Source organism: Streptomyces crystallinus (assembly GCF_039521265.1).
Lineage (GTDB): Bacteria > Actinomycetota > Actinomycetes > Streptomycetales > Streptomycetaceae > Streptomyces > Streptomyces crystallinus.
Map to the genome: position 1 here is coordinate 25,150 of NZ_BAAACA010000001.1, position 20,979 is coordinate 46,128.

13 protein-coding genes are annotated in these 20,979 nt (G+C 71.5%); 9 read left to right on the plus strand and 4 right to left on the minus strand.

The features are described 5' to 3' along the window. Positions 1-34 precede the first annotated feature (34 nt). Together ABD236_RS00120 and hflX are read left to right on the plus strand one after the other, a co-directional pair. A complete protein-coding gene (locus ABD236_RS00120) occupies positions 35-1,507 on the plus strand; it encodes a M1 family metallopeptidase (protein ID WP_344068069.1) in 1,473 nt (490 codons plus the stop codon). Between the two features lie 178 nt (positions 1,508-1,685). Continuing rightward, a complete protein-coding gene (hflX, locus tag ABD236_RS00125; protein WP_101390510.1) occupies positions 1,686-3,191 on the plus strand; it encodes a GTPase HflX in 1,506 nt (501 codons plus the stop codon). A gap of 107 nt (positions 3,192-3,298) precedes the next feature. On the opposite strand, the gene ABD236_RS00130 is transcribed toward hflX, so the two are convergent. Together ABD236_RS00130 and ABD236_RS00135 are read right to left on the minus strand one after the other, a co-directional pair. Beyond that, positions 3,299-4,459 carry a trypsin-like serine peptidase gene (locus tag ABD236_RS00130; protein ID WP_344068074.1) on the minus strand — a complete coding sequence of 387 codons (1,161 nt, stop codon included), beginning with the start codon at positions 4,457-4,459 and terminating at the stop codon, positions 3,299-3,301. 225 nt (positions 4,460-4,684) lie between these two features. Continuing rightward, complete coding sequence (locus ABD236_RS00135; protein ID WP_344068077.1) at positions 4,685-5,911, minus strand: trypsin-like serine peptidase; 1,227 nt, start codon at positions 5,909-5,911, stop codon at positions 4,685-4,687. A gap of 401 nt (positions 5,912-6,312) precedes the next feature. Here ABD236_RS00135 and ABD236_RS00140 point away from each other — a divergent pair, with 401 nt between their 5' ends. From ABD236_RS00140 to ABD236_RS00160, 5 genes are all read left to right on the plus strand, one after another. Then, positions 6,313-7,722: a diaminobutyrate--2-oxoglutarate transaminase family protein gene (locus ABD236_RS00140; protein WP_344068080.1), complete on the plus strand. Its 1,410-nt coding sequence runs from the start codon at positions 6,313-6,315 to the stop codon at positions 7,720-7,722. 28 nt (positions 7,723-7,750) lie between these two features. Next, on the plus strand, positions 7,751-9,694 hold the full coding sequence (locus tag ABD236_RS00145) for an IucA/IucC family protein (protein WP_344068082.1): 1,944 nt from the start codon (positions 7,751-7,753) through the stop codon (positions 9,692-9,694). A 225-nt stretch (positions 9,695-9,919) separates the two neighbouring features. Further along, complete coding sequence (locus ABD236_RS00150; RefSeq protein WP_344068732.1) at positions 9,920-10,921, plus strand: GNAT family N-acetyltransferase; 1,002 nt, start codon at positions 9,920-9,922, stop codon at positions 10,919-10,921. A 60-nt stretch (positions 10,922-10,981) separates the two neighbouring features. Beyond that, positions 10,982-12,982, plus strand: coding sequence for an IucA/IucC family protein (locus tag ABD236_RS00155; RefSeq protein ID WP_425543791.1), 2,001 nt, complete (start codon positions 10,982-10,984; stop codon positions 12,980-12,982). A gap of 37 nt (positions 12,983-13,019) precedes the next feature. After that, positions 13,020-14,990, plus strand: a complete 1,971-nt coding sequence (locus ABD236_RS00160) for an ATP-dependent DNA helicase (RefSeq protein WP_344068085.1) — start codon at positions 13,020-13,022, stop codon at positions 14,988-14,990. A gap of 211 nt (positions 14,991-15,201) precedes the next feature. Here the strand turns inward: ABD236_RS00160 and lexA are convergent, their stop codons facing one another. Beyond that, the gene (gene lexA, locus ABD236_RS00165) at positions 15,202-15,996 is read right to left on the minus strand and encodes a transcriptional repressor LexA (RefSeq protein WP_344068088.1); all 795 of its coding nucleotides are present in this window, start codon (positions 15,994-15,996) and stop codon (positions 15,202-15,204) included. Positions 15,997-16,631: 635 nt separating this feature from the next. Between lexA and nrdR the strand changes: the two genes are divergently transcribed. Together nrdR and ABD236_RS00175 are read left to right on the plus strand one after the other, a co-directional pair. Further along, positions 16,632-17,153 (plus strand): transcriptional regulator NrdR, encoded by a 522-nt coding sequence (gene nrdR / locus ABD236_RS00170; RefSeq protein WP_344068091.1) that lies wholly within the window; start codon positions 16,632-16,634, stop codon positions 17,151-17,153. Between the two features lie 142 nt (positions 17,154-17,295). Next, entirely contained in the window at positions 17,296-20,199 is a 2,904-nt protein-coding gene (locus tag ABD236_RS00175; RefSeq protein ID WP_344068094.1) for a vitamin B12-dependent ribonucleotide reductase, read from the plus strand. Positions 20,200-20,337: 138 nt separating this feature from the next. Here ABD236_RS00175 and ABD236_RS00180 read toward each other — a convergent pair whose 3' ends face one another. Beyond that, complete coding sequence (locus ABD236_RS00180; RefSeq protein ID WP_344068097.1) at positions 20,338-20,868, minus strand: TerD family protein; 531 nt, start codon at positions 20,866-20,868, stop codon at positions 20,338-20,340. Between the last annotated feature and the right edge of the window lie 111 nt (positions 20,869-20,979).

The following is a 20,979-nucleotide window of genomic DNA, read 5'->3' on the forward strand; positions in this document are numbered from 1 at the left end:
CCGCCCTCGCGCGCAGGGCTGGTAGCGGTAGGGCATGCTGCTCTCCTCACGCCGTGTGCGTGCCGCTGTGCTGGCCGCCGCAGCCGCCTGTGTCCTGGCCGCCGCCCCGCCGCCGCCCACCTCGGCCGGAATCGGCGACACGCTCTTCCCGGGGCTGGGCAACCCCGGATACGACGTCCTCTCGTACGACATCGGATTCACCTATCAGGGCGACAACAGCAAGCCGATGGAGGCCGTCACCACCATCGACGCGCGCGTCACCGACTGGCTCGAGCGGATCAACCTGGACTTCGCGCGCGGCACCGTGCACAGCGTCGAAGTGAACGGCGAGAAGGCCGGGTTCGCCATTGCCGACGAGGACCTGGTGATCACCCCGCCCCGCCGGGTGTACCCGGGACAGGCGCTGCGGATCACCGTCCGGCACACCAGCGACCCGCGCGGGGGCGAGGACGGCGGCTGGGTGCGCACCAGCGACGGCCTGGTGATGGCCAACCAGGCCGACGCCGCGCACCGCGTGTTCCCCTGCAACGACCACCCCTCCGACAAGGCGATGTTCACCTTCCGGGTGGAGGCCCCGAAGGAGTACACGGTCGTCGCGAACGGGGTGGAGGCCGGCTGGACGCGGGCGGGCGCCACGGCCGTCTCCACGTACCGCACCGAACACCCGATGGCGACCGAGCTCGCCCAGGTCTCCATCGGCCGCTCGGCCGTGGTGCGCCGCGACGGACCGCACGGACTGCCGGTGCGCGACGTCGTTCCCGCCGCCGACCGGCAGCGGCTGGAGCGCTGGCTCAGGAAGACGCCCGCCGAGATCACCTGGATGGAGAAGCAGGTCGGGCCCTACCCGTTCGAGACGTACGGCGTCCTCATCGCCGCCGCCGACACCGGGTTCGAGCTGGAGACCCAGACCCTGTCGCTCTTCGAGCGCTCACTCTTCGTGCGCGCCGGCTACCCCGAGTGGTACGTGGACTCGGTGATGGTGCACGAGCTGGCGCACCACTGGTTCGGCGACAGCGTCTCCCCGCGCGCGTGGTCGGACCTCTGGCTCAACGAGGGGCACGCCACCTGGTACGAGGCGCTGTACGCGCAGGAGTACGGCAAGCGCCCGATGGCGACGAGGATGCGCGAGGCCTACAGCCAGTCCGACGGCTGGCGCGCCGCGGGAGGCCCGCCCGCGGCCCCCAAGCCGCCCGCCCCCGGCCAGAAGATCAGCATCTTCCGGCCGGTGGTCTACGACGGGAGCGCGCTGGTGCTGTACGCACTGCGGCAGGAGATCGGGACGGCGAGGTTCGGCGAGCTGGAGCGGCGCTGGGTGAGCGAGCACCGGGACGGGACGGCCACGACCGCCGACTTCGTCCGTCTGGCGTCCGAGGTCGCCGGGCGCGACCTCGGTCCGTTCCTCCGGGGCTGGCTGTACGGGGCGAAGACGCCACCGATGCCCGGGCACCCGGACTGGCACCCGGCCGCGCCCGTGGCGGGAGGCGCCGTCCCCGCACGGCACATCTAGCGCCCAGGGCTCAGGGGCGGCTTTCGTACCGGCGAAAACCCGCGTGACGGCCCCGGTGGCACCGTGCGACCATCGACGGGTCGGCGGCGCTGCCGGGGCCGGATTCCGCTCGGGAATCTTTCGGGTCCACTACGCGTTGTGACCGGCGTAACCGCAATTCCAACGACGTAAGGATCCAATGACCTCCTCTTCATCCCCTTCCCAGGACGAGCAGAGCTTCGCGGAGAAGAACCGCACCGAGAGCCTTCGGGCCGATGCCCTGATGGAAGAGGACGTCGCCTGGAGCCACGAGATCGACGGCGAGCGGGACGGCGAGCAGTTCGACCGCTCCGAGCGCGCCGCGCTGCGGCGTGTGGCGGGCCTCTCCACCGAGCTGGAAGACGTCACCGAGGTCGAGTACCGCCAGCTGCGCCTGGAGCGCGTCGTGCTGGTGGGCGTCTGGACCACGGGCACGCTCAAGGACGCGGAGAACTCGCTCGCGGAGCTCGCGGCCCTCGCCGAGACGGCGGGCGCCATGGTGCTCGACGGCGTCTACCAGCGCCGTGACAAGCCCGACCCGGCCACCTACATCGGATCCGGCAAGGCGCAGGAGCTGCGGGACATCGTCCTGGAGTCCGGCGCCGACACCGTGGTCTGCGACGGTGAGCTCAGCCCCGGACAGCTGATCCATCTGGAAGACGTCGTCAAGGTCAAGGTGGTCGACCGGACCGCCCTGATCCTCGACATCTTCGCCCAGCACGCCAAGTCCCGAGAGGGCAAGGCCCAGGTCTCGCTGGCCCAGATGCAGTACATGCTGCCCAGGCTGCGCGGCTGGGGCCAGTCGCTCTCGCGACAGATGGGTGGTGGCGGCTCCGGCTCGTCCGGCGGCGGCATGGCCACCCGTGGTCCCGGTGAGACCAAGATCGAGACGGACCGGCGGCGGATCCGCGAGAAGATGGCGAAGATGCGCCGGGAGATCGCGGAGATGAAGACCGGCCGCGAGATCAAGCGCCAGGAGCGCCGTCGCAACAAGGTCCCCTCGGTCGCCATCGCGGGCTACACCAACGCCGGAAAGTCCTCGCTGCTCAACCGCCTCACGGGCGCGGGCGTGCTGGTGGAGAACGCGCTGTTCGCCACCCTCGACCCGACCGTGCGCCGGGCCGAGACGCCCAGCGGCCGGCTCTACACCCTGGCCGACACCGTCGGGTTCGTCCGGCATCTGCCGCACCACCTGGTCGAGGCGTTCCGCTCCACCATGGAGGAGGTCGGCGACTCCGACCTGATCCTGCACGTGGTGGACGGCTCGCACCCGGCTCCGGAGGAGCAGCTGGCCGCCGTGCGCGAGGTCATCCGCGAGGTGGGCGCGGTCGACGTGCCCGAGATCGTGGTGATCAACAAGGCGGACGCGGCCGACCCGCTGGTCCTCCAGCGGCTGCTGCGGATCGAGAAGCACTCCATCGCGGTCTCCGCCCGTACGGGCATGGGCATCGAGCAGCTGCTCGGCATCATCGACGCCGAACTGCCGCGCCCCGAGGTCGAGATCGAGGCCCTCGTGCCGTACACGCACGGACAGCTGGTCTCGCGGGCCCACGCCGAGGGCGAGGTGATCTCCGAGGAGCACACCCCGGAGGGCACGCTGCTCAAGGCACGGGTGCACGAGGTGCTGGCTGCGGAGCTCGCTCCGTACGTACCGGCCAAGCACTGACCGCGCGCGTGGCCGGACACCGGCCGCGCGCGGAGCGGAACAAGGCCCGCCCCCTCCGTACGAGGGGGCGGGCCTTGTCGTCGTCAGCCGCCGAGGGGCCAGGGGTCCTATCGGCCGCCGTACTTCTGACTCATCTGGGTGAAGATCTGCTGGGCGCCGGCGCCCAGCTGCGGTCCGGCCAGCCAGCCCGAGGTGACCGGGCCGATCGAGGTGTTGGAGACCAGCTCCGCCTTGCCGCTCCTGCCGGTGATGAACCAGCCGCCGCCGGAGGAACCGCCGGTCATGGTGCAGCCGATGCGGTACATCGCGGGCGTGCTGGGGCTGATCGAGAGCCGGCCGGGGCGGTCGACGCACTTGAACATCTTGAGGCCGTCGTACGGCGGCGCCGCCGGGTAGCCCCAGGCGCCCATCGCGGAGACGGAGTGCGCGGCGGGCGTCGAGAAGTTGACGGTCAGCGCGTTGCCGACGGTCTCCTCCAGCGACTTGGTGCCGTTCTCCGGCTTCACATGCAGCACGGCGTAGTCGTACGGGGCGCCGCTGCCTCCGGTGGGGCCGCCACCGGTGATCCACTCACCCGAGGTCGACGCCCAGTCCGCCCAGTACGCGCCGTACGGGGCGACCTCCTGGGGCTGGGCGTTGCGCAGCTGCGCCGCCGACTTGCCCTGGTCGTTGTAGGCGGGGACGAAGGCGATGTTGCGGTACCAGCCGCCCTGGCCACCCGCGTGGACGCAGTGGCCCGCCGTCCACACGAGGTTGGACCTGCCGGGGTGCGCCGGGTCCTTCACGACGGTGCCCGAGCACACCATGGCGCCCTTGGGGGAGTCGAAGAAGACCTTGCCGACCGGGGCGGCGTAGTTGTGGTACGGCAGGCTCTCGGCCTTGGCCTGGACCGGGCGCGGCTCCGGGTCGGTGACGCCCGCGCCGCCGCTGATGTCACTGGCGTCCATGGTCTTCTGCGGGTCCTTGGCGGACTTCATCCGCTCGGGCTTCCACAGACCGGCGATGACCGGGTTGGCGAAGTCCTTGGCCTCACGAAGCCACTTGGACTTGTCCCAGTTCTTCCACTCGCCGTCCTTCCACTTGTCCAGGTCGACGCCGTGCTTCTTGAGGGCGCCGGCGACGTCGTCGGGCAGGCCCTGCTCGCCCTTGCCCTGGGAGGTGCTCGACGCGGACGGCTTGCTGTCGTCGCCGGGGCCGCACGCGGTGGCCGTCAGCGCGAGTGCCGCCGCGAGGCCGGTGGAGGCCAGCAGCGGACGTATGGAACGCATGGAAACGATTCCCCCTGAGATGTGCTCGTACGTGTTCAGCCGCGCCCGCCCGGCGGCACACCGTCACGGTGTGTGCTGAGTGTTGCCATGGGCACGTCATATCGGAAGGCGGTCTTCCGGAACCGCCGTTGCGCAGCCCCCCACTATGCCGGTAGCACGTGGGGGTCTCGTACGGAGGTCCGGGAACTCTCGTGGAGAGCTCCCGGACCTCCGTACGGACAGGCCCTAGCGGCCCGCGTACTTGTTGCTGACCGAGTCGTACACGCCCTTGGCCTCCGGGCCCAGACGCGGGCCCGCCAGCCAGCCGGCCGTCACCGGGCCGATGGAGGTGTTGGAGACCAGCGCGGGCTTGCCGTCGGCGCCCGCCGCGATCCAGCCGCCGCCGGAGGAGCCGCCGGTCATGGTGCAGCCCAGGCGGTACATCGTCGGGGTGCTGGCGTCCAGCGAGAGCCGGCCCGGCTTGTCCTTGCACTGGTACAGCTTCTGGCCGTCGTACGGCGGCGCCGCCGGGTAGCCGTTCGCCGTCATGCTCGCGATCTTCGGCACGGCCGGGGCGTTGAAGTCCACCGGGAGCGCGGTGCCGACCGTCTCCTCCAGGGACTTGTCGCCCTTGCCCTTCTCGGGGGTGACGTGCAGCACCGCGAAGTCGTACGGGGCGCCCTGGCCGCCGGTCGGGCCGCCGCCCTGGATCCACTGCTGCGAGGTCTGCGCCCAGTCCGCCCAGAACACGCCGTACGGCGCGATCTGCTGCCTGGTCGCCTTCTGCAACTGGGCGAGCGACAGTTCGGAGTTGTTGTACGAGGGCACGAAGGCGATGTTGCGGTACCAGCCGCCCTTGGCGCCCGCGTGGACGCAGTGGCCGGCCGTCCAGACCATGTTGGACTTGCCGGGGTGCGCCGGGTCCTTCACGACGGTCGCGGAGCAGACCATCGAGCCCTGCGGGCCGTCGAAGAACAGCTTGCCGAGCTCCGGCAGGCTCTTGTGGTACGGGGCCTTCTGGGCCCGGGCCTTGACCGGCGCGGGGGTCGGGTCCGTGACGCCCTTGTCGCCCGAGATGTCGTTCGGGACCGGCTTCTGCGGGGGCTTGTCGGCCTTGCGCATCCGGTCCGGGTCCCACAGGTCCTGGATGATCGGGTTGACGAAGTCCTTGGCCTCACGCAGCCACTTGGACTTGTCCCAGTTCTTCCACTCGCCGTTCTTCCACTTGTCCGGGTCGATGCCGTGCTTCTTGAGCCGGTCCTTGATGTCGTCCGGGATCTGGAGGCCGCCGTCGTCGCCGGCGGTGGCCGAGGCGGTCGGCTTGGCGTCGGCCTTGTCGTCGCCGCCGGGACCGCACGCGGTGGCGGTCAGGGCGAGAGCGGCCGTGAGGCCGAGCGCGGCCAGCATGGGGGAGGTCCGGCGATGTGCGCCCCTCCCACCACGTGCCGCGGAGTTCGGACGTGTCGGTCGCATGTTCTTGATCCCCCTGGGACTTCGGTACTGAGACTGCTGATGCGCGGTGCAGCCACCGTTGCTCCACCGCATGCCGTTACTGAAGCGAACCGGCGGCTTCGTCGAAGCCGTCGGCCCACCTGGCCCCGGCCGAAAAGTAACGGCCGAAGCGCGGCCCCCACTATGCCGGTGCCGGTTGGGACGGTGTGCGGCAGGGCCGTGGTTCCGCTCCGCAAGGATCTTCGCGGTTGCCCGTGATCCTCCGGCCCCGGCGTCGTTGGTACGTACGGGGGACAACACGCCAGCGTTCAGCCCCACCGTTCGCACCGGGCAACGGGCGTGCCACGGAACCGTCACAGGGTCCCGGCGCGGCTGGCGCGGCAGGCACATGCGGAGCGCGCACCGTGGGAGGACCAGAACTCGTGGCCGTGACCGAATCCGCGCCGGTACCAACGCCGGCCGAGCTCCCGACCACACCGGCGCGGACCCCACCGGCCCATGAGGGGATCCTGCGGCGGCAGTCCCTGCGCGAGTCCGCCGCCCGGACCTACGCCCGCTCGCTGCCGATCGTGCCCGTGCGGGCCCGCGGGCTGACCATCGAAGGGGCGGACGGGCGGCGCTACCTCGACTGCCTGGCGGGCGCGGGCACCCTGGCCCTCGGGCACAACCACCCGGTCGTGCTCGAAGCCGTCCGCAAGGTCCTCGACTCCGGCGCCCCGCTGCACGCGCTCGACCTGGCCACCCCGGTCAAGGACGCCTTCACCACTGAGCTGTTCAGCACCCTTCCGCGCCCCCTCGCCGACCACGCGCGCATCCAGTTCTGCAGCCCGGCCGGCACCGACGCCGTAGAGGCCGCCCTCAAGCTGGTGCGCACCGCCACCGGGCGCACCGGGCTGCTCGCCTTCACCGGGGCCTACCACGGCATGACGGCGGGCTCCCTCGACGCCTCGGGCGGCGCCGCCACCGCCCGGGTGACCCGGCTGCCCTACCCGCTCAACTACCGCTGTCCGTACGGAGTGGGGGGCGAGCGGGGCGCCGAGCTCGCCGCCCGGTGGACCGAGAGCCTGCTCGACGACCCCAAGGGCGGGGTGCCGGCCCCGGCGGCGATGATCGTGGAGCCGGTGCAGGGCGAGGGCGGGGTGAACCCGGCGCCCGACTCCTGGATGCGCCGGATGCGCGAGATCACCGCCGCCCGCTCCATCCCGCTCATCGCCGACGAGGTGCAGACCGGCGTGGGGCGCACCGGCGCCTTCTGGGCCGTCGAGCACAGCGGGATCGTGCCGGACGTGATGGTGCTGTCCAAGGCCATCGGCGGCTCGCTGCCGCTCGCCGTGATCGTCTACCGCGAGGACCTCGACGTGTGGCAGCCCGGTGCCCACGCGGGCACGTTCCGGGGCAACCAGCTCGCCATGGCGGCGGGCACCGCCACCCTCGCCTTCGTCCGCGAGAACCGGCTCGCCGAACGCGCCGCGCTGCTCGGCGGCCGGATGCTCGCCCGGCTCCAGGGCCTGGCGGCGGACCACCCCACCATCGGCGACGTCCGCGGCCGGGGCCTGATGATCGGCGTCGAGCTCGTCGACCCCGAGCGCCAGGACCCGCACACCGGCACCGCGAGCGCCGCGCCCGCGCTGGCCACCGCCGTCCAGCGGGAGTGCCTGCGCCGCGGCCTCATCGTCGAACTCGGCGGCCGCCACTCCAGCGTCGTCCGTCTGCTGCCTCCCCTCACCCTCACCGACGAACAGGCGGACGCCGTCCTCGACCGGCTGGCCGACGCCCTGGCCGCCGCGGAGCGCGCGACTCGGCACCCGACCGATGCCGGGCCGTCCCACTGACCCGGTCCCCCACCCAAGGAAGCCCACCGTGAACCGCATCCCCGCGCCCGACGCGCCCGACGGCCCCGGCCGCCCCACCGCCCCCTGCGGCCCCCTTGTGGCCGAGACTGTGGCAGAGACGGCGACGGTGCCGCGCCAGAAGGCGGGGATCCACAGTGAACGGCTGCCCGCCGACGCCCCGACCGAGCGCGGCCAGGCCCCGCACGGCCAAGGTCTACACGGCCAGGAGCCGCTGACCCGGGAGCTCCTGGACCATCCGGACCCGGAAGCCGCCGCCGAGGCCGCCGCCGTCGAGAACCTGCTCCGCTGCTGGGTACGGGAGAACGACTTCGCCGCACCCGAAGGGACCCTGCTGCGCATCCCGCTGCGCGCCAGCGGAACCGCCCTGCTGGTCCCCGTCCGGTACTGGTCCGCCACCGGCTGGCACCGCTTCGGCATGCCGGCACTGGAAGGCGCCCCGCACGGCGGCCCGGCCGTCGACGCCGTCACCGTCGCCGCCCTCATCAACCGCGAGTCCGGGCGCAGCGAGGGCGCCGACCTGGTGGGCCGCGTCGCGGACTCGGTCCGGCGTACCGCGCAGTTCATCGCGGAACGCCGACGCCACCCCGGCCCCGCCGACGAGGCCGATCTCTTCCTCTCCGCGGAACAGTCCCTCCTTCTCGGTCACCCCCTCCACCCCACCCCGAAGAGCCGCGAAGGGCTCTCCGAAGCCGAAGTGCGCCTCTACTCACCCGAGTTGTACGGCTCCTTCCCGCTCCACTGGATGGCCGTCGACCGGACCGTCCTCGCCGCCGACTCGGCGTGGACCGACAGCGGCCGCCCCGTCCCCGCCGACGAACTCACCGCCCGGTTCGCCCCCGGCCTCCACGTCCCGGCGAACGCCGTGGCGCTGCCCCTGCACCCCTGGCAGGCCCGCGAGCTCGCCCACCAGCCGGCCGTCGTCGAACTGCTCGACGCCGGGTTCCTGCGGGACCTCGGCCCGTACGGCGACCCCTGGCACCCCACCTCCTCCGTCCGTACCGTGGCGCGGCCCGGTGCCGACGCCATGCTCAAGCTCTCGCTGGGCCTGCGCATCACCAACTCCCGCAGGGAGAACCTGCGCAAGGAGCTCCACCGGGGCGTGGAGGTGCACCGGCTGCTGCGCACCGGCCTCGCCGAGCAGTGGCAGGCGGCGCACCCCGGCTTCGACGTCGTCCGCGACCCCGCCTGGCTGGCCGTCGACGCTCTCGACGGCCAGCCGGTGCGCGGGCTCGACGTGATGATCCGCCACAACCCGTTCGGCCCCAGCGACGACGCCGTCTGCATCGCGGCCCTGACCGCTCCGCGTCCGCTGCCCGGCCGGCCCGAGGCGGCGATGCACTCACGTCTCGCGGACATCGTGGCCAAGCTCGCCGCCCGCACCGGCCGCCCGACCCCGGCCGTGGCCGCCGAGTGGTTCCTGCGCTACCTCGACCAGGTCGTCCGCCCCGTGCTCTGGCTGGACGCCACGGCCGGGGTCGCGCTGGAGGCCCACCAGCAGAACACCCTGGTGCTGCTCGACCCCGACGGCTGGCCCGTCGGCGGCCGCTACCGCGACAACCAGGGCTACTACTTCCGCGAGTCCTACCGCGATGCCCTCGAACGCCGTCTGCCCGGAGTCGGCACCGCCAGCGACACCTTCGTCTCCGACGCCGTCACCGACGAGCGCTTCGCCTACTACCTCGGCATCAACAACGTCCTCGGCCTGGTTGGGGCCTTCGGCGCCCAGCACCTGGCCGACGAACGCGTGCTCCTCGCCGCTCTGCGGCAGTTCCTGGCCAAGGCCACCGCGCTCGGCTCGCCGCTGCCGTCGTACCTGCTGGACAGCCGGACCCTGCGCTGCAAGGCCAACCTCATGACCCGGCTGCACGGCCTCGACGAACTCGTCGGTCCGGTGGACACCCAGTCCGTCTACGTCACCATCACCAACCCCCTTCACCTCAACGGGCATTGATCCCTACGCACAGCTGAATGACGAGAGAGGAACGTCGCCGTGCCTCCCACCGATGCGAGCACCGACGCCGACGCCGACGCCGACGCCGGAGCCGGTCCCGTCCCCCCGCCCGGCGGTGCGGAGGACACGCTGGACATGCGACTGCCCTATGAGCTCGTCGCGCTGTTCGGGGAGTCGAGGACCGGCGGGGCCGACTCGGCGGAGGCGGGGGGCGGCGACGAGGGGGTGAGCGGCGGTGAGGACCGCCGGCGGGAGCCGGAGGTCGGGCCCGAGCCCGGCCCTGGGCCCGAGCCCGAGCCCGGGCCCGGTCCCGAGTCCGGGTCCAGTCCCGAAGCCGGGCCTGAGCCCGGTCCCCACTCCAGTCCCGAAGCCGAGCCCGAGCCCCGTCCTGAAGCCCGTCCCGACACCGGTACCGAGGCCGCCCGGGCCGATGCGACTCCCCGTGCCCGTACCGCAACCGAGCAGGCAACCCAGCAGGCCCCCGACCGCCGGACCGAGGCGGCGCCCCGGCAGCCCTACCCCCAGCGGACGCCGCAGTCATCAGCCTCGTCCGCCACGTCCGTCCCGTTCGAGGCGCCCCACACCACCCGTCAGGTGGCCTCCCGCACCACCACTCGTATCCCTTCTTCTCCCTACGCCCCCCATCTCACCGGCGACGACCTGCTCGACAGCCCCGGGGCGTGGGGGCCGGTCACCACGCCCGTGGGTGTCTTCCAGCTCGTACCGGTCCGTGTCGAGCGTGATCTCTCCCTTCTGAGCACCTGGATGAACGATCCCGCCGTGGCCGCCTTCTGGGAGCTGGCCGGGCCCGAGTCCGTGACGGCCGCCCATCTGCGCCCCCAACTCGACGGCGACGGGCGGAGCGTGCCGTGTCTCGGACTGCTCGACGGCGCGCCCATGAGCTACTGGGAGATCTACCGGGCCGATCTGGACCCGCTGGCCCGGCACTATCCGGCGCGTCCGCACGACACCGGGGTCCACCTCCTCATCGGCGGGGTCGCCGATCGCGGGCGCGGGGTCGGGACCGCGCTGCTCCGGGCCGTCGCCGATCTCGTCCTCGACAACCGGCCGCTCTGTCCCCGTGTGGTCGCTGAGCCAGATCTGCGCAACACCCCCTCCGTCTCCGCCTTTCTGAGCGCCGGCTTCCGGTTCTCCGCGGAAGTCGACCTTCCCGACAAGCGGGCCGCCCTCATGGTTCGTGATCGCGCGCTCAGGAACCTGCTGTGAACCACCCGCTGCCCTACATACACCGCTCGAACCGAATCGGTTCCACCCCGAGGAGTCGCCTTGCCGAACCCGCTTGTCCCCGATGATTCCGAGGAACGGGAGGAACCGCCCACACCGCCTGAGCTGTTCGCGCCGCCCGAGCTGAACCGCGACGCCTGGGACCGCGCGGCCCGCCGACTGCTCGCCAAGATGCTCGGGGCCTTCGCGTACGAAGGGATCATCGAGCCGGTGGTGCGGCGGGACCGCGGCGGAGAGGGCTCCGGGCCGGAACCCGGACCCCAAGCGGAGCGCGGCCCCCAGGCGAAACCCGGTCCCCAAGCCGAGCACAGCCGCCAAGCGGAACCCAGTCCCCAGGCGGACCCCGGCGCCCAAAGGGAACTCGCTCCCCAAGCGCAACTCTGTCCCCAGCGGGACCACCGCACCTACGCCCAAGCCCTGGACGACGGCTCTGTCCTCTCCTTCCGGGCCCGGCGCGGCGCCTACGACGACTGGGTCGTCGACGCCGACTCCGTCAGCCACGGTGGCCGGCCCTTCACCGACCCGCTCGCCTTCCTCGTACGCGCCCGCCGCACGCTCGGGCTCGACGGCGCCACCTTCGGTCACCTCGTCGGCGAGCTCACGGCCACGCTCGCCGCCGACACCCGCCTCGACCACACCGCGCTGTCCGCCGCGCGTCTCGCGGAGCTCGGATACGGCGAGCTGGAAGGCCACCAGACGGGGCACCCCTGGCTCGTCCTGAACAAGGGGCGGGTCGGGTTCTCGGCCGGTGACGCCGCCCGCTGGGCGCCCGAGGCCCGCAGGCCCGCCCGGCTGCCGTGGATCGCGGTCCGCACCGACCTCGCCCGCTACCGGGGCGTCGGCCCGCTGGCCACGCCCGACCGCCTCTACACCCGCGAGCTCGACCCGGCCGTCCGGGAGCGCTTCGCCGCCGCGCTACGCGCGCGTGGGCTCGCCCCGGAGGACTACCTCTATCTGCCGGTGCACCCCTGGCAGTGGGACGAGGTGGTGCTGCCGCTGTTCGCCCCGGCCGTGGCCGAGGGCGCGATCGTGCCGCTGCCCGGGGACGCCGATCTGCGGCTGCCGCAGCAGTCCATCCGGACCTTCCTGAACGCCTCGCGCCCCGACCGGCACACCGTGAAGCTGCCGCTCTCCATCCTGAACACGCTGGTCTGGCGCGGACTGCCGACCGAGCGCACGCTCGCCGCCCCGGCCGTCACGGCGTGGGTCCACGCGCTGCGCGACGCCGATCCGTTCCTGCGCGACGAATGCGGGGTGATCCTGCTCGGAGAGGTGGCCTCCGTGGCGGTCGAGCACCCGCTGTACGACCACCTCGCCGAGGTTCCGTACCAGTACAAAGAGCTGCTCGGAGCGATCTGGCGCGAGCCGCTGCAGAGCCGTCTGGCGGCCGGCGAACGCGCGCGTACGCTCGCTTCCCTGCTCCACACCGACCCGCAGGGACGCGCCTTCACCGCCGAGCTCGTCTCCCGCTCCGGCCTCACCCCCCATGTCTGGCTGCGCCGGCTGTTCGGGGCGCTGCTGCCGCCGCTGCTGCGGTTCCTCTACCGCTACGGGACGGTCTTCTCGCCGCACGGCGAGAACGCCATCGTCGTCTTCGACGAGCACGACGTGCCCGTACGTCTGGCGATCAAGGACTTCGTGGACGACGTCAACATCAGCGCGGAGTCGCTGCCCGAGCACGAGTCGATGCCCGACGACGTACGCGAGGTCCTGCTGACCGAGCCGCCGTCCTTCCTCACCCAGTTCATCCACTCCGGACTCTTCGTCGGAGTGTTCCGCTATCTCGCGCCGCTGTGCGAGGAGCAACTGGACGTCCCGGAGGGTGACTTCTGGGCTCTGGTGCGCGACGAGATCCTGCGCCACCAGGCGCGGTTCCCCGAGCTCAAGGAGCGCTACGAGACGTTCGACCTGCTCACGCCCCGTATCGAGCGGCTCTGTCTGAACCGGAACCGGCTGCATCTGGACGGCTACCGGGACCGCCCCGAGCGCCCGCACGCGGCCGTCGCGGGCACCGTCCCGAACCCGCTCGCACCGCCGATGTGATCGGATTGTCAGTGGTGCCCCGTAGGGTGGTCGGGCTATGACGAAGCCATCTCTCCCCGAGCTCCTGCACGCCGCCGTCACCGCCGTCGGCGGCCTGGAGCGCCCCGGCCAGGTCACGATGGCCACGGCCGTCGCCGACGCCATCGACAGCGGTTCCCACCTGCTGGTCCAGGCCGGCACCGGCACCGGAAAGTCCCTGGGCTATCTGGTGCCGGCGCTGGCGCACGGCGAGCGCGTCGTGGTGGCCACGGCCACCCTGGCGCTCCAGCGGCAGCTCGTGGAGCGCGATCTTCCGCGTACGGTCGACGCCCTGCACCCCCAGCTGCGCCGCCGCCCGGAGTTCGCCATGCTCAAGGGCCGGTCGAACTACCTCTGTCTGCACCGGCTGCACGAGGGCGTGCCGCAGGAAGAGGAGGACGGTCTCTTCGACCAGTTCGAGGCGGCCGCGCCCACCAGCAAGCTCGGGCAGGACCTGCTGCGGATGCGGGACTGGGCGGACGAGACGGAGACCGGCGACCGGGACGATCTGACGCCCGGCGTCTCGGACCGCGCCTGGGGCCAGGTGTCGGTCTCCTCCCGGGAGTGCCTGGGTGCCTCGAAGTGCGCGTACGGGGCGGAGTGCTTCGCGGAGATGGCCCGCGAGCGCGCCAAGCTCTCGGACGTGGTGGTGACCAACCACGCCCTGCTCGCGATCGACGCCATCGAGGGCGCCCCGGTGCTCCCGCAGCACGAGGTGCTGATCGTCGACGAGGCCCATGAGCTGGTCTCCCGGGTGACCGGCGTCGCCACCGGCGAGCTCACCCCGGGCCAGGTCAACCGGGCCGTGCGCCGGGCCGCCAAGCTCGTCAACGAGAAGGCGGCCGACCAGCTCCAGACCGCCGCCGAGGGCTTCGAGCGGCTGATGGAGCTGGCTCTCCCCGGCCGTCTGGAGGAGATCCCGGAGGACCTCGGGTACGCGCTGATGGCGCTGCGCGACGCCGCTCGTACGGTGATCTCGGCGCTCGGCTCCACCCGTGACAAGTCCGTCCAGGACGAGGACGCGGTGCGCAAGCAGGCCCTCGCGGCGGTCGAGAGCGTGCACGGCGTGGCCGAGCGGATCGCGAACGGGTCGGAGTACGACGTCGTCTGGTACGAGCGGCACGACCGCTTCGGCGCCTCCCTGCGGGTGGCCCCGCTCTCCGTATCGGGGCTGCTGCGGGAGAAGCTCTTCGCCGACCGGTCGGTGGTGCTCACCTCGGCCACGCTCAAGCTGGGCGGGGACTTCAACGGGGTGGGCGCGTCGCTGGGGCTGGCGCCGGAGGGCTCCGAGGGCGAGGACGTGCCGGTGTGGAAGGGCATCGACGTCGGCTCGCCCTTCGACTACCCCAAGCAGGGCATCCTCTATGTCGCCCGCCATCTGGCGACGCCGGGCCGGGAGGGCTCGCGCGGCGACATGATGGACGAGCTGGCGGAGCTGGTCGAGGCGGCCGGGGGGCGCACGCTGGGCCTCTTCTCGTCGATGCGGGCCGCCCAGGCCGCCGCCGAGGAGCTGCGCGGCCGGTTGGACAAGCCGATCCTGCTCCAGGGTGAGGACACGCTGGGCGAGCTGATCAAGACGTTCGCGGGGGACCCGGAGACCTGTCTGTTCGGCACGCTGTCGCTGTGGCAGGGCGTGGACGTGCCGGGCGCGAGCTGCCAGCTGGTGGTCATGGACCGGATTCCGTTCCCCCGGCCCGACGACCCGCTGATGAGCGCCCGCCAGAAGGCGGTGGAGGAGAACGGCGGCAATGGCTTCATGGCGGTCGCCGCGACCCATGCGGCGCTGCTGATGGCGCAGGGGGCGGGTCGGCTGGTCCGGGCGACCGGGGACCGGGGTGTTGTCGCGGTGCTCGACCCCCGGCTGGCCAATGCGCGCTACGGCAGCTATCTGCGGGCTTCGCTGCCGGATTTCTGGTACACCACGGACCGCAATCAGGTGCGGCGCTCGCTCGCGGCGATCGACGCGGTGGCGAAGGAGGCGGGGAAGTAGGTCTGCTTCCGGGTGCGGGCCGTATGTGGCTGGGCGCGCCCGCGCGGCGGAGCCGCCTGTGCCACGGCCCCGCGCCCCTTGGGGGGCGGGGCTCAGCGGGACCACAAGCGGGTCCCTCGACCGGCCTTGATCGGCACGGACTCAACGGCACATACCAGGGCCCCGGGACCGGCGCAGGGGGTCCCGGGGCCGGTCTTCGGCTGCGGGGCGGTCAGACCCTTCGCAGCACCGCCACCACCTTGCCGAGGATGGTCGCCTCGTCGCCGGGGATGGGCTGGTACGCGGCGTTGTGCGGGAGCAGCCAGATGTGGTTGTCCTCGCGCTTGAAGCGCTTCACCGTGGCCTCGCCGTCCAGCATCGCCGCGACGATGTCGCCGTTCTCCGCGACCGGCTGGCGGCGGACCGTGACCCAGTCGCCGTCACAGATCGCGGCCTCGATCATCGAGTCACCGACGACCTTCAGGACGAAGAGCTCGCCGTCGCCGACCAGCTGCCGGGGGAGGGGGAACACGTCCTCGACCGACTCCTCGGCGAGGATGGGGCCGCCGGCGGCGATGCGGCCGACCAGCGGCACATAGGAGGCCGCGGGCTTGCCGGTGGTGTCGGTCGGCTGGCTGCTGGGCTGGTCCGAGCCGCGCACCTCGTACGCCCGGGGGCGGTGCGGGTCGCGGCGCAGGAAGCCCTTGCGCTCCAGCGCCATGAGCTGGTGGGCGACGGAGGACGTGCTGGAGAGACCCACCGCCTGACCGATCTCCCGCATCGACGGCGGGTACCCCCGCCGCTGGACGGAGTCCCGGATGACCTCGATGACCCGCCGCTGCCGGTCGGTGAGACCGGAGCTGTCCGCCCTGATGCCCGGAGGTCGGCCGGGCAGCGAACGCGTGGCCCGCGCCGGGTCGCCACCCTCCTGGTTCGTGACTGCGTCATTCATGGCATGCACCGGCTCAAGTCGGGTCTGGGAGCGGTCCTGGGCAGTGATGGTGGCACTGTCTGCGGTGGTGGTCACGTCGGCCCCTCTCGAAATGGTCTCCCTAGCTGGACAACGGTAGTTGCTTTCGAAAGGTTGCGCCAAACACACGTTCGAGTGAAAAATCGCAGAAAGCGTGACGTGATGGTGGAGCCGGGTGTATGCGCGCACCCTTGCCGGGGGCCGGTCGGCAGGCAATTCGGTCCATTACGGTACCCTTCACCGCTGGGACCAGGGCCCGAAGGTGCCGCCCGGGAGCGCCGCCGACGGCCGCCGGACCGTGCGTACGTACGACCGTGACGCGATGGCCGGTACCGGGCCCCCAGTCTGCCACCCGGTCGCCCGGAACCGGGGCCGGGCGCGCCCGGCGGGAGGATCCCGGCGAGCGATCCGGCGCGCGGCCGGTCATGATCCGTCGCCCTCCGGGCCCGTCCGGACACGCGCCGGAATCAAGCCGTCCTGGAGCCCGCCCTGCGCGCTCGGTCCGCGACACGCGGTAGTGGCTCGTTGACGGCGAAACCCCAGATCTAGTGGTTGGATTGCCACTGCCACCCAGAAGTTGTGGTCGTTGGTCCTTGGGGCGGCGGCCATCGCCTATGCTTGGGGCTGCTTCGCGGGGCCTGATCGGGCCGGTCGAGGCTATTCAGTCGTGCTGTGAAGGAGGGTTGGGATTCATGCACTGCCCCTTCTGCAGGCACCCCGACAGCCGTGTCGTCGACAGTCGCACCACCGACGACGGCACGTCGATCCGCAGGCGCCGCCAGTGCCCCGACTGCTCCCGTCGCTTCACGACGGTGGAGACGGCCTCGCTGATGGTCATCAAGCGGTCGGGCGTCACCGAACCCTTCTCGCGCACCAAGGTCATCTCTGGCGTCCGCAAGGCGTGCCAGGGGCGGCCGGTCACCGAGGACGCCCTCGCCAAGCTCGGCCAGCGGGTCGAGGAGGCGGTGCGCGCCACCGGCAGCGCCGAGCTGACCACCCATGACGTGGGTCTGGCCATACTCGGCCCGTTGCAGGAGCTCGACCTCGTCGCGTACCTGCGCTTCGCGTCCGTGTACCGGGCGTTCGACACCCTTGAAGACTTCGAGGCCGCCATCGCCGAACTGCGCGAACAACGGCCTCCCGCGGACGACGCGGGCGCGCGCGTGGCCGGAGTGACCCCCGAGGTCCCCGCGCCCGCCACCGCCGCCGACTGACCGGCGCACCCCGGTCGCCGATCGGCGGCAATCCAGGACCTGTCACGGGCGCTCTGCGCGGCGGCCGGGACACAAGACACACACCGTGCCACGGGAACATTCGGGCACTTCTGGGCGTTTTCGCCCGCGTATGGGAGGCGGCATGACAGAGACGACGAGCGGCCCGGCACGAGGATCCCGCACCAAGGGTTCCAAGGCGAGCAAGGGTCTGCGTATCGAGCGCATCCACACCACCCCCGGCGTGCATCCGTACGACGAGGTGGCCTGGGAGCGTCGTGACGTCGTCATGACCAACTGGCGCGACGGCTCGATCAACTTCGAGCAGCGTGGCGTCGAGTTCCCCGACTTCTGGTCGGTGAACGCGGTCAACATCGTCACCAGCAAGTACTTCCGCGGGGCCGTCGGCACCCCGCAGCGCGAGACCGGCCTCAAGCAGCTCATCGACCGGATCGTGAAGACCTACCGCAAGGCCGGCGAGGACCACGGCTACTTCGCCTCCCCGGCGGACGCCGAGATCTTCGAGCACGAGCTGGCGTACGCCCTCCTGCACCAGATCTTCAGCTTCAACAGCCCCGTGTGGTTCAACGTGGGCACCCCGCAGCCCCAGCAGGTCTCCGCCTGCTTCATCCTCGCCGTCGACGACTCCATGGAGTCGATCCTCGACTGGTACAAGGAAGAGGGCATGATCTTCAAGGGCGGCTCCGGCGCCGGCCTGAACCTCTCCCGCATCCGCTCCTCCAAGGAGCTGCTCTCCTCCGGCGGCAACGCGTCCGGCCCGGTCTCCTTCATGCGCGGCGCCGACGCCTCCGCGGGCACCATCAAGTCGGGCGGCGCCACCCGCCGCGCGGCCAAGATGGTCATCCTCGACGTCGACCACCCCGACATCGAGGACTTCATCGAGACCAAGGTGAAGGAGGAGGAGAAGATCCGCGCGCTGCGCGACGCGGGCTTCGACATGGACCTGGGCGGCGACGACATCACGTCCGTCCAGTACCAGAACGCCAACAACTCGGTCCGGGTGAACGACGAGTTCATGAAGGCGGTCGAGACCGGTGGCAAGTTCGGGCTGCGTGCCCGGATGACCGGTGACGTCATCGAGGAGGTCGACGCCAAGTCGCTCTTCCGCAAGATGGCCGAGGCGGCCTGGGCCTGCGCCGACCCGGGCATCCAGTACGACGACATGATCAACCACTGGCACACCTGCCCGGAGTCCGGCCGGATCAACGGCTCGAACCCGTGCAGCGAGTACATGCACCTGGACAACACGTCCTGCAACCTCGCCTCGCTCAACCTCATGAAGTTCCTCAAGGACGACGGCGAGGGCCACCAGTCCTTCGAGGCCGAGCGCTTCTCCAAGGTCGTCGAGCTGGTCATCACCGCGATGGACATCTCGATCTGCTTCGCGGACTTCCCGACGCAGAAGATCGGCGAGAACACCCGCGCCTTCCGCCAGCTGGGCATCGGCTACGCCAACCTCGGCGCCCTGCTGATGGCCACCGGCCACGCGTACGACTCGGACGGCGGCCGCGCGCTCGCCGGTGCCATCACCTCGCTGATGACCGGCACCTCCTACCGGCGCTCCGCCGAGCTCGCCGCGGTCGTCGGCGCGTACGACGGCTACGCCCGCAACGCCGAGCCGCACCAGCGCGTCATGAAGCAGCACGCCGACGCCAACGCCAAGGCCGTCCGCATGGACGACCTGGACACCCCGATCTGGGCCGCCGCCACGGAGGCCTGGCAGGACGTGGTGCGCCTGGGCGAGAAGAACGGCTTCCGCAACGCGCAGGCCTCGGTCATCGCGCCGACCGGCACCATCGGTCTGGCGATGTCCTGCGACACCACCGGCCTGGAGCCCGACCTCGCGCTGGTCAAGTTCAAGAAGCTGGTCGGCGGCGGCTCGATGCAGATCGTCAACGGCACGGTCCCGCAGGCGCTGCGCCGCCTCGGCTACCAGCCGGAGCAGATCGAGGCGATCGTCGCCCACATCGCCGAGAACGGCAACGTGGTCGACGCCCCCGGTCTGAAGACCGAGCACTACGAGGTCTTCGACTGCGCCATGGGCGAGCGCTCCATCTCCGCGATGGGCCACGTCCGTATGATGGCGGCCATCCAGCCGTGGATCTCGGGCGCGCTCTCCAAGACGGTCAACATGCCGGAGACGGCGACCGTCGAGGAGGTCGAGGAGATCTACTTCGAGGCGTGGAAGATGGGCGTCAAGGCGCTCGCGATCTACCGCGACAACTGCAAGGTCGGCCAGCCCCTCTCGGCGAAGACCAAGTCGGCCAAGGAAGCGGAGAAGGCCGAGGTCACCGAGAAGGCCGAGGCGGAGATCCGCAAGGCCGTCGAGAAGGTCGTCGAGTACCGCCCGGTCCGCAAGCGTCTGCCCAAGGGCCGTCCGGGCATCACCACCTCCTTCACGGTCGGTGGCGCCGAGGGCTACATGACCGCCAACTCCTACCCGGACGACGGTCTGGGCGAGGTCTTCCTGAAGATGTCCAAGCAGGGCTCGACCCTCGCGGGCATGATGGACGCCTTCTCGATCGCCGTCTCGGTCGGTCTGCAGTACGGCGTGCCGCTGGAGACGTACGTCTCGAAGTTCACCAACATGCGCTTCGAGCCGGCCGGTATGACGGACGACCCGGACGTGCGGATGGCGCAGTCGATCGTCGACTACATCTTCCGCCGCCTGGCGCTGGACTTCCTGCCGTTCGAGACCCGCTCGGCGCTCGGCATCCACTCCGCCGAGGAGCGCCAGCGTCACCTGGACACCGGCTCGTACGAGCCGACCCTGGACGACGAGGACATGGACGTCGAGGGCCTGGCCCAGTCCGCCCCCCGTCAGACGGAGACGCTGAAGGCCGTCGCCGCGCCGAAGCCGGCCGTCGTCGAGCCTGTGAAGGCCGTGCACAACTCGGCCGAGCTCGTGGAGATGCAGCTCGGTGTGAGCGCCGACGCGCCGCTCTGCTTCTCCTGCGGTACGAAGATGCAGCGGGCCGGTTCCTGCTACATCTGCGAGGGCTGCGGCTCGACCAGCGGCTGCAGCTGACCAAGGGCGCTCGCCGCGAGAGCGCTTCTGAGGGGCCGTGGGCCCCGCCCCGTGGGGACCGGTGAACTGCCGGTCCCCACGCGGGCGTTCAGGGCGGGTGCAGCCTTGCGCTTCTCCTACGTACTACGTACGTAGGAGTCAGACCGCCCGGGCGCCCATCGCGGCCGTGAAGGCGTCCGGGTCCAGGTCGAAGCCGCGCACCGCCGGGCGGAACTGCCAGGCGCCGCCCTGCCCCCTGACGAACTCCGCCACCGTCGCGGCCGTGCAGTGCGCGACGGCGGAGAAGTCGTCGCGCGCCAGCTCCGTGTAGCCCTCGCGGATGTGCACCTCGGGGTTGGCCACGTCGGCGAAGACCAGTCGGCCCGAGCGCTGTTGGATGACCACGCCGACCACGATCCGGGCGTGCGCCTCCGGCTGGCGGGTGAACTCCAGCGTCAGCACCTCGTCGTCCCCGAAGCCCTTTCCGGTGGTGCTGTCGCGGCTCAGGTAGACGGTGCCGTCGGGGGAGCGGCTGTCGAAGTGCACCAGATAGGCCGGGCTGCCGTACGGGTCGGACGCGGTGTAGACCGCGGCGATCACATCGAGGTCGTGGGGCGGTGAGCCGACGGGACTCGGGTCCCACCGCAGTGCCACGTCGACCTTGTCGAGGCCCTTGCTGAATCCGGTCATCGTCAAACCCCTCCCCGTGACTGCCCGTTGTGAGCCGCTCACCGACCATGCTGCCACGCGCGCGTGGCGGTCCGGTCCGCCGGAGTGGGGCCGGGGCCGTGGGTGCGGGCC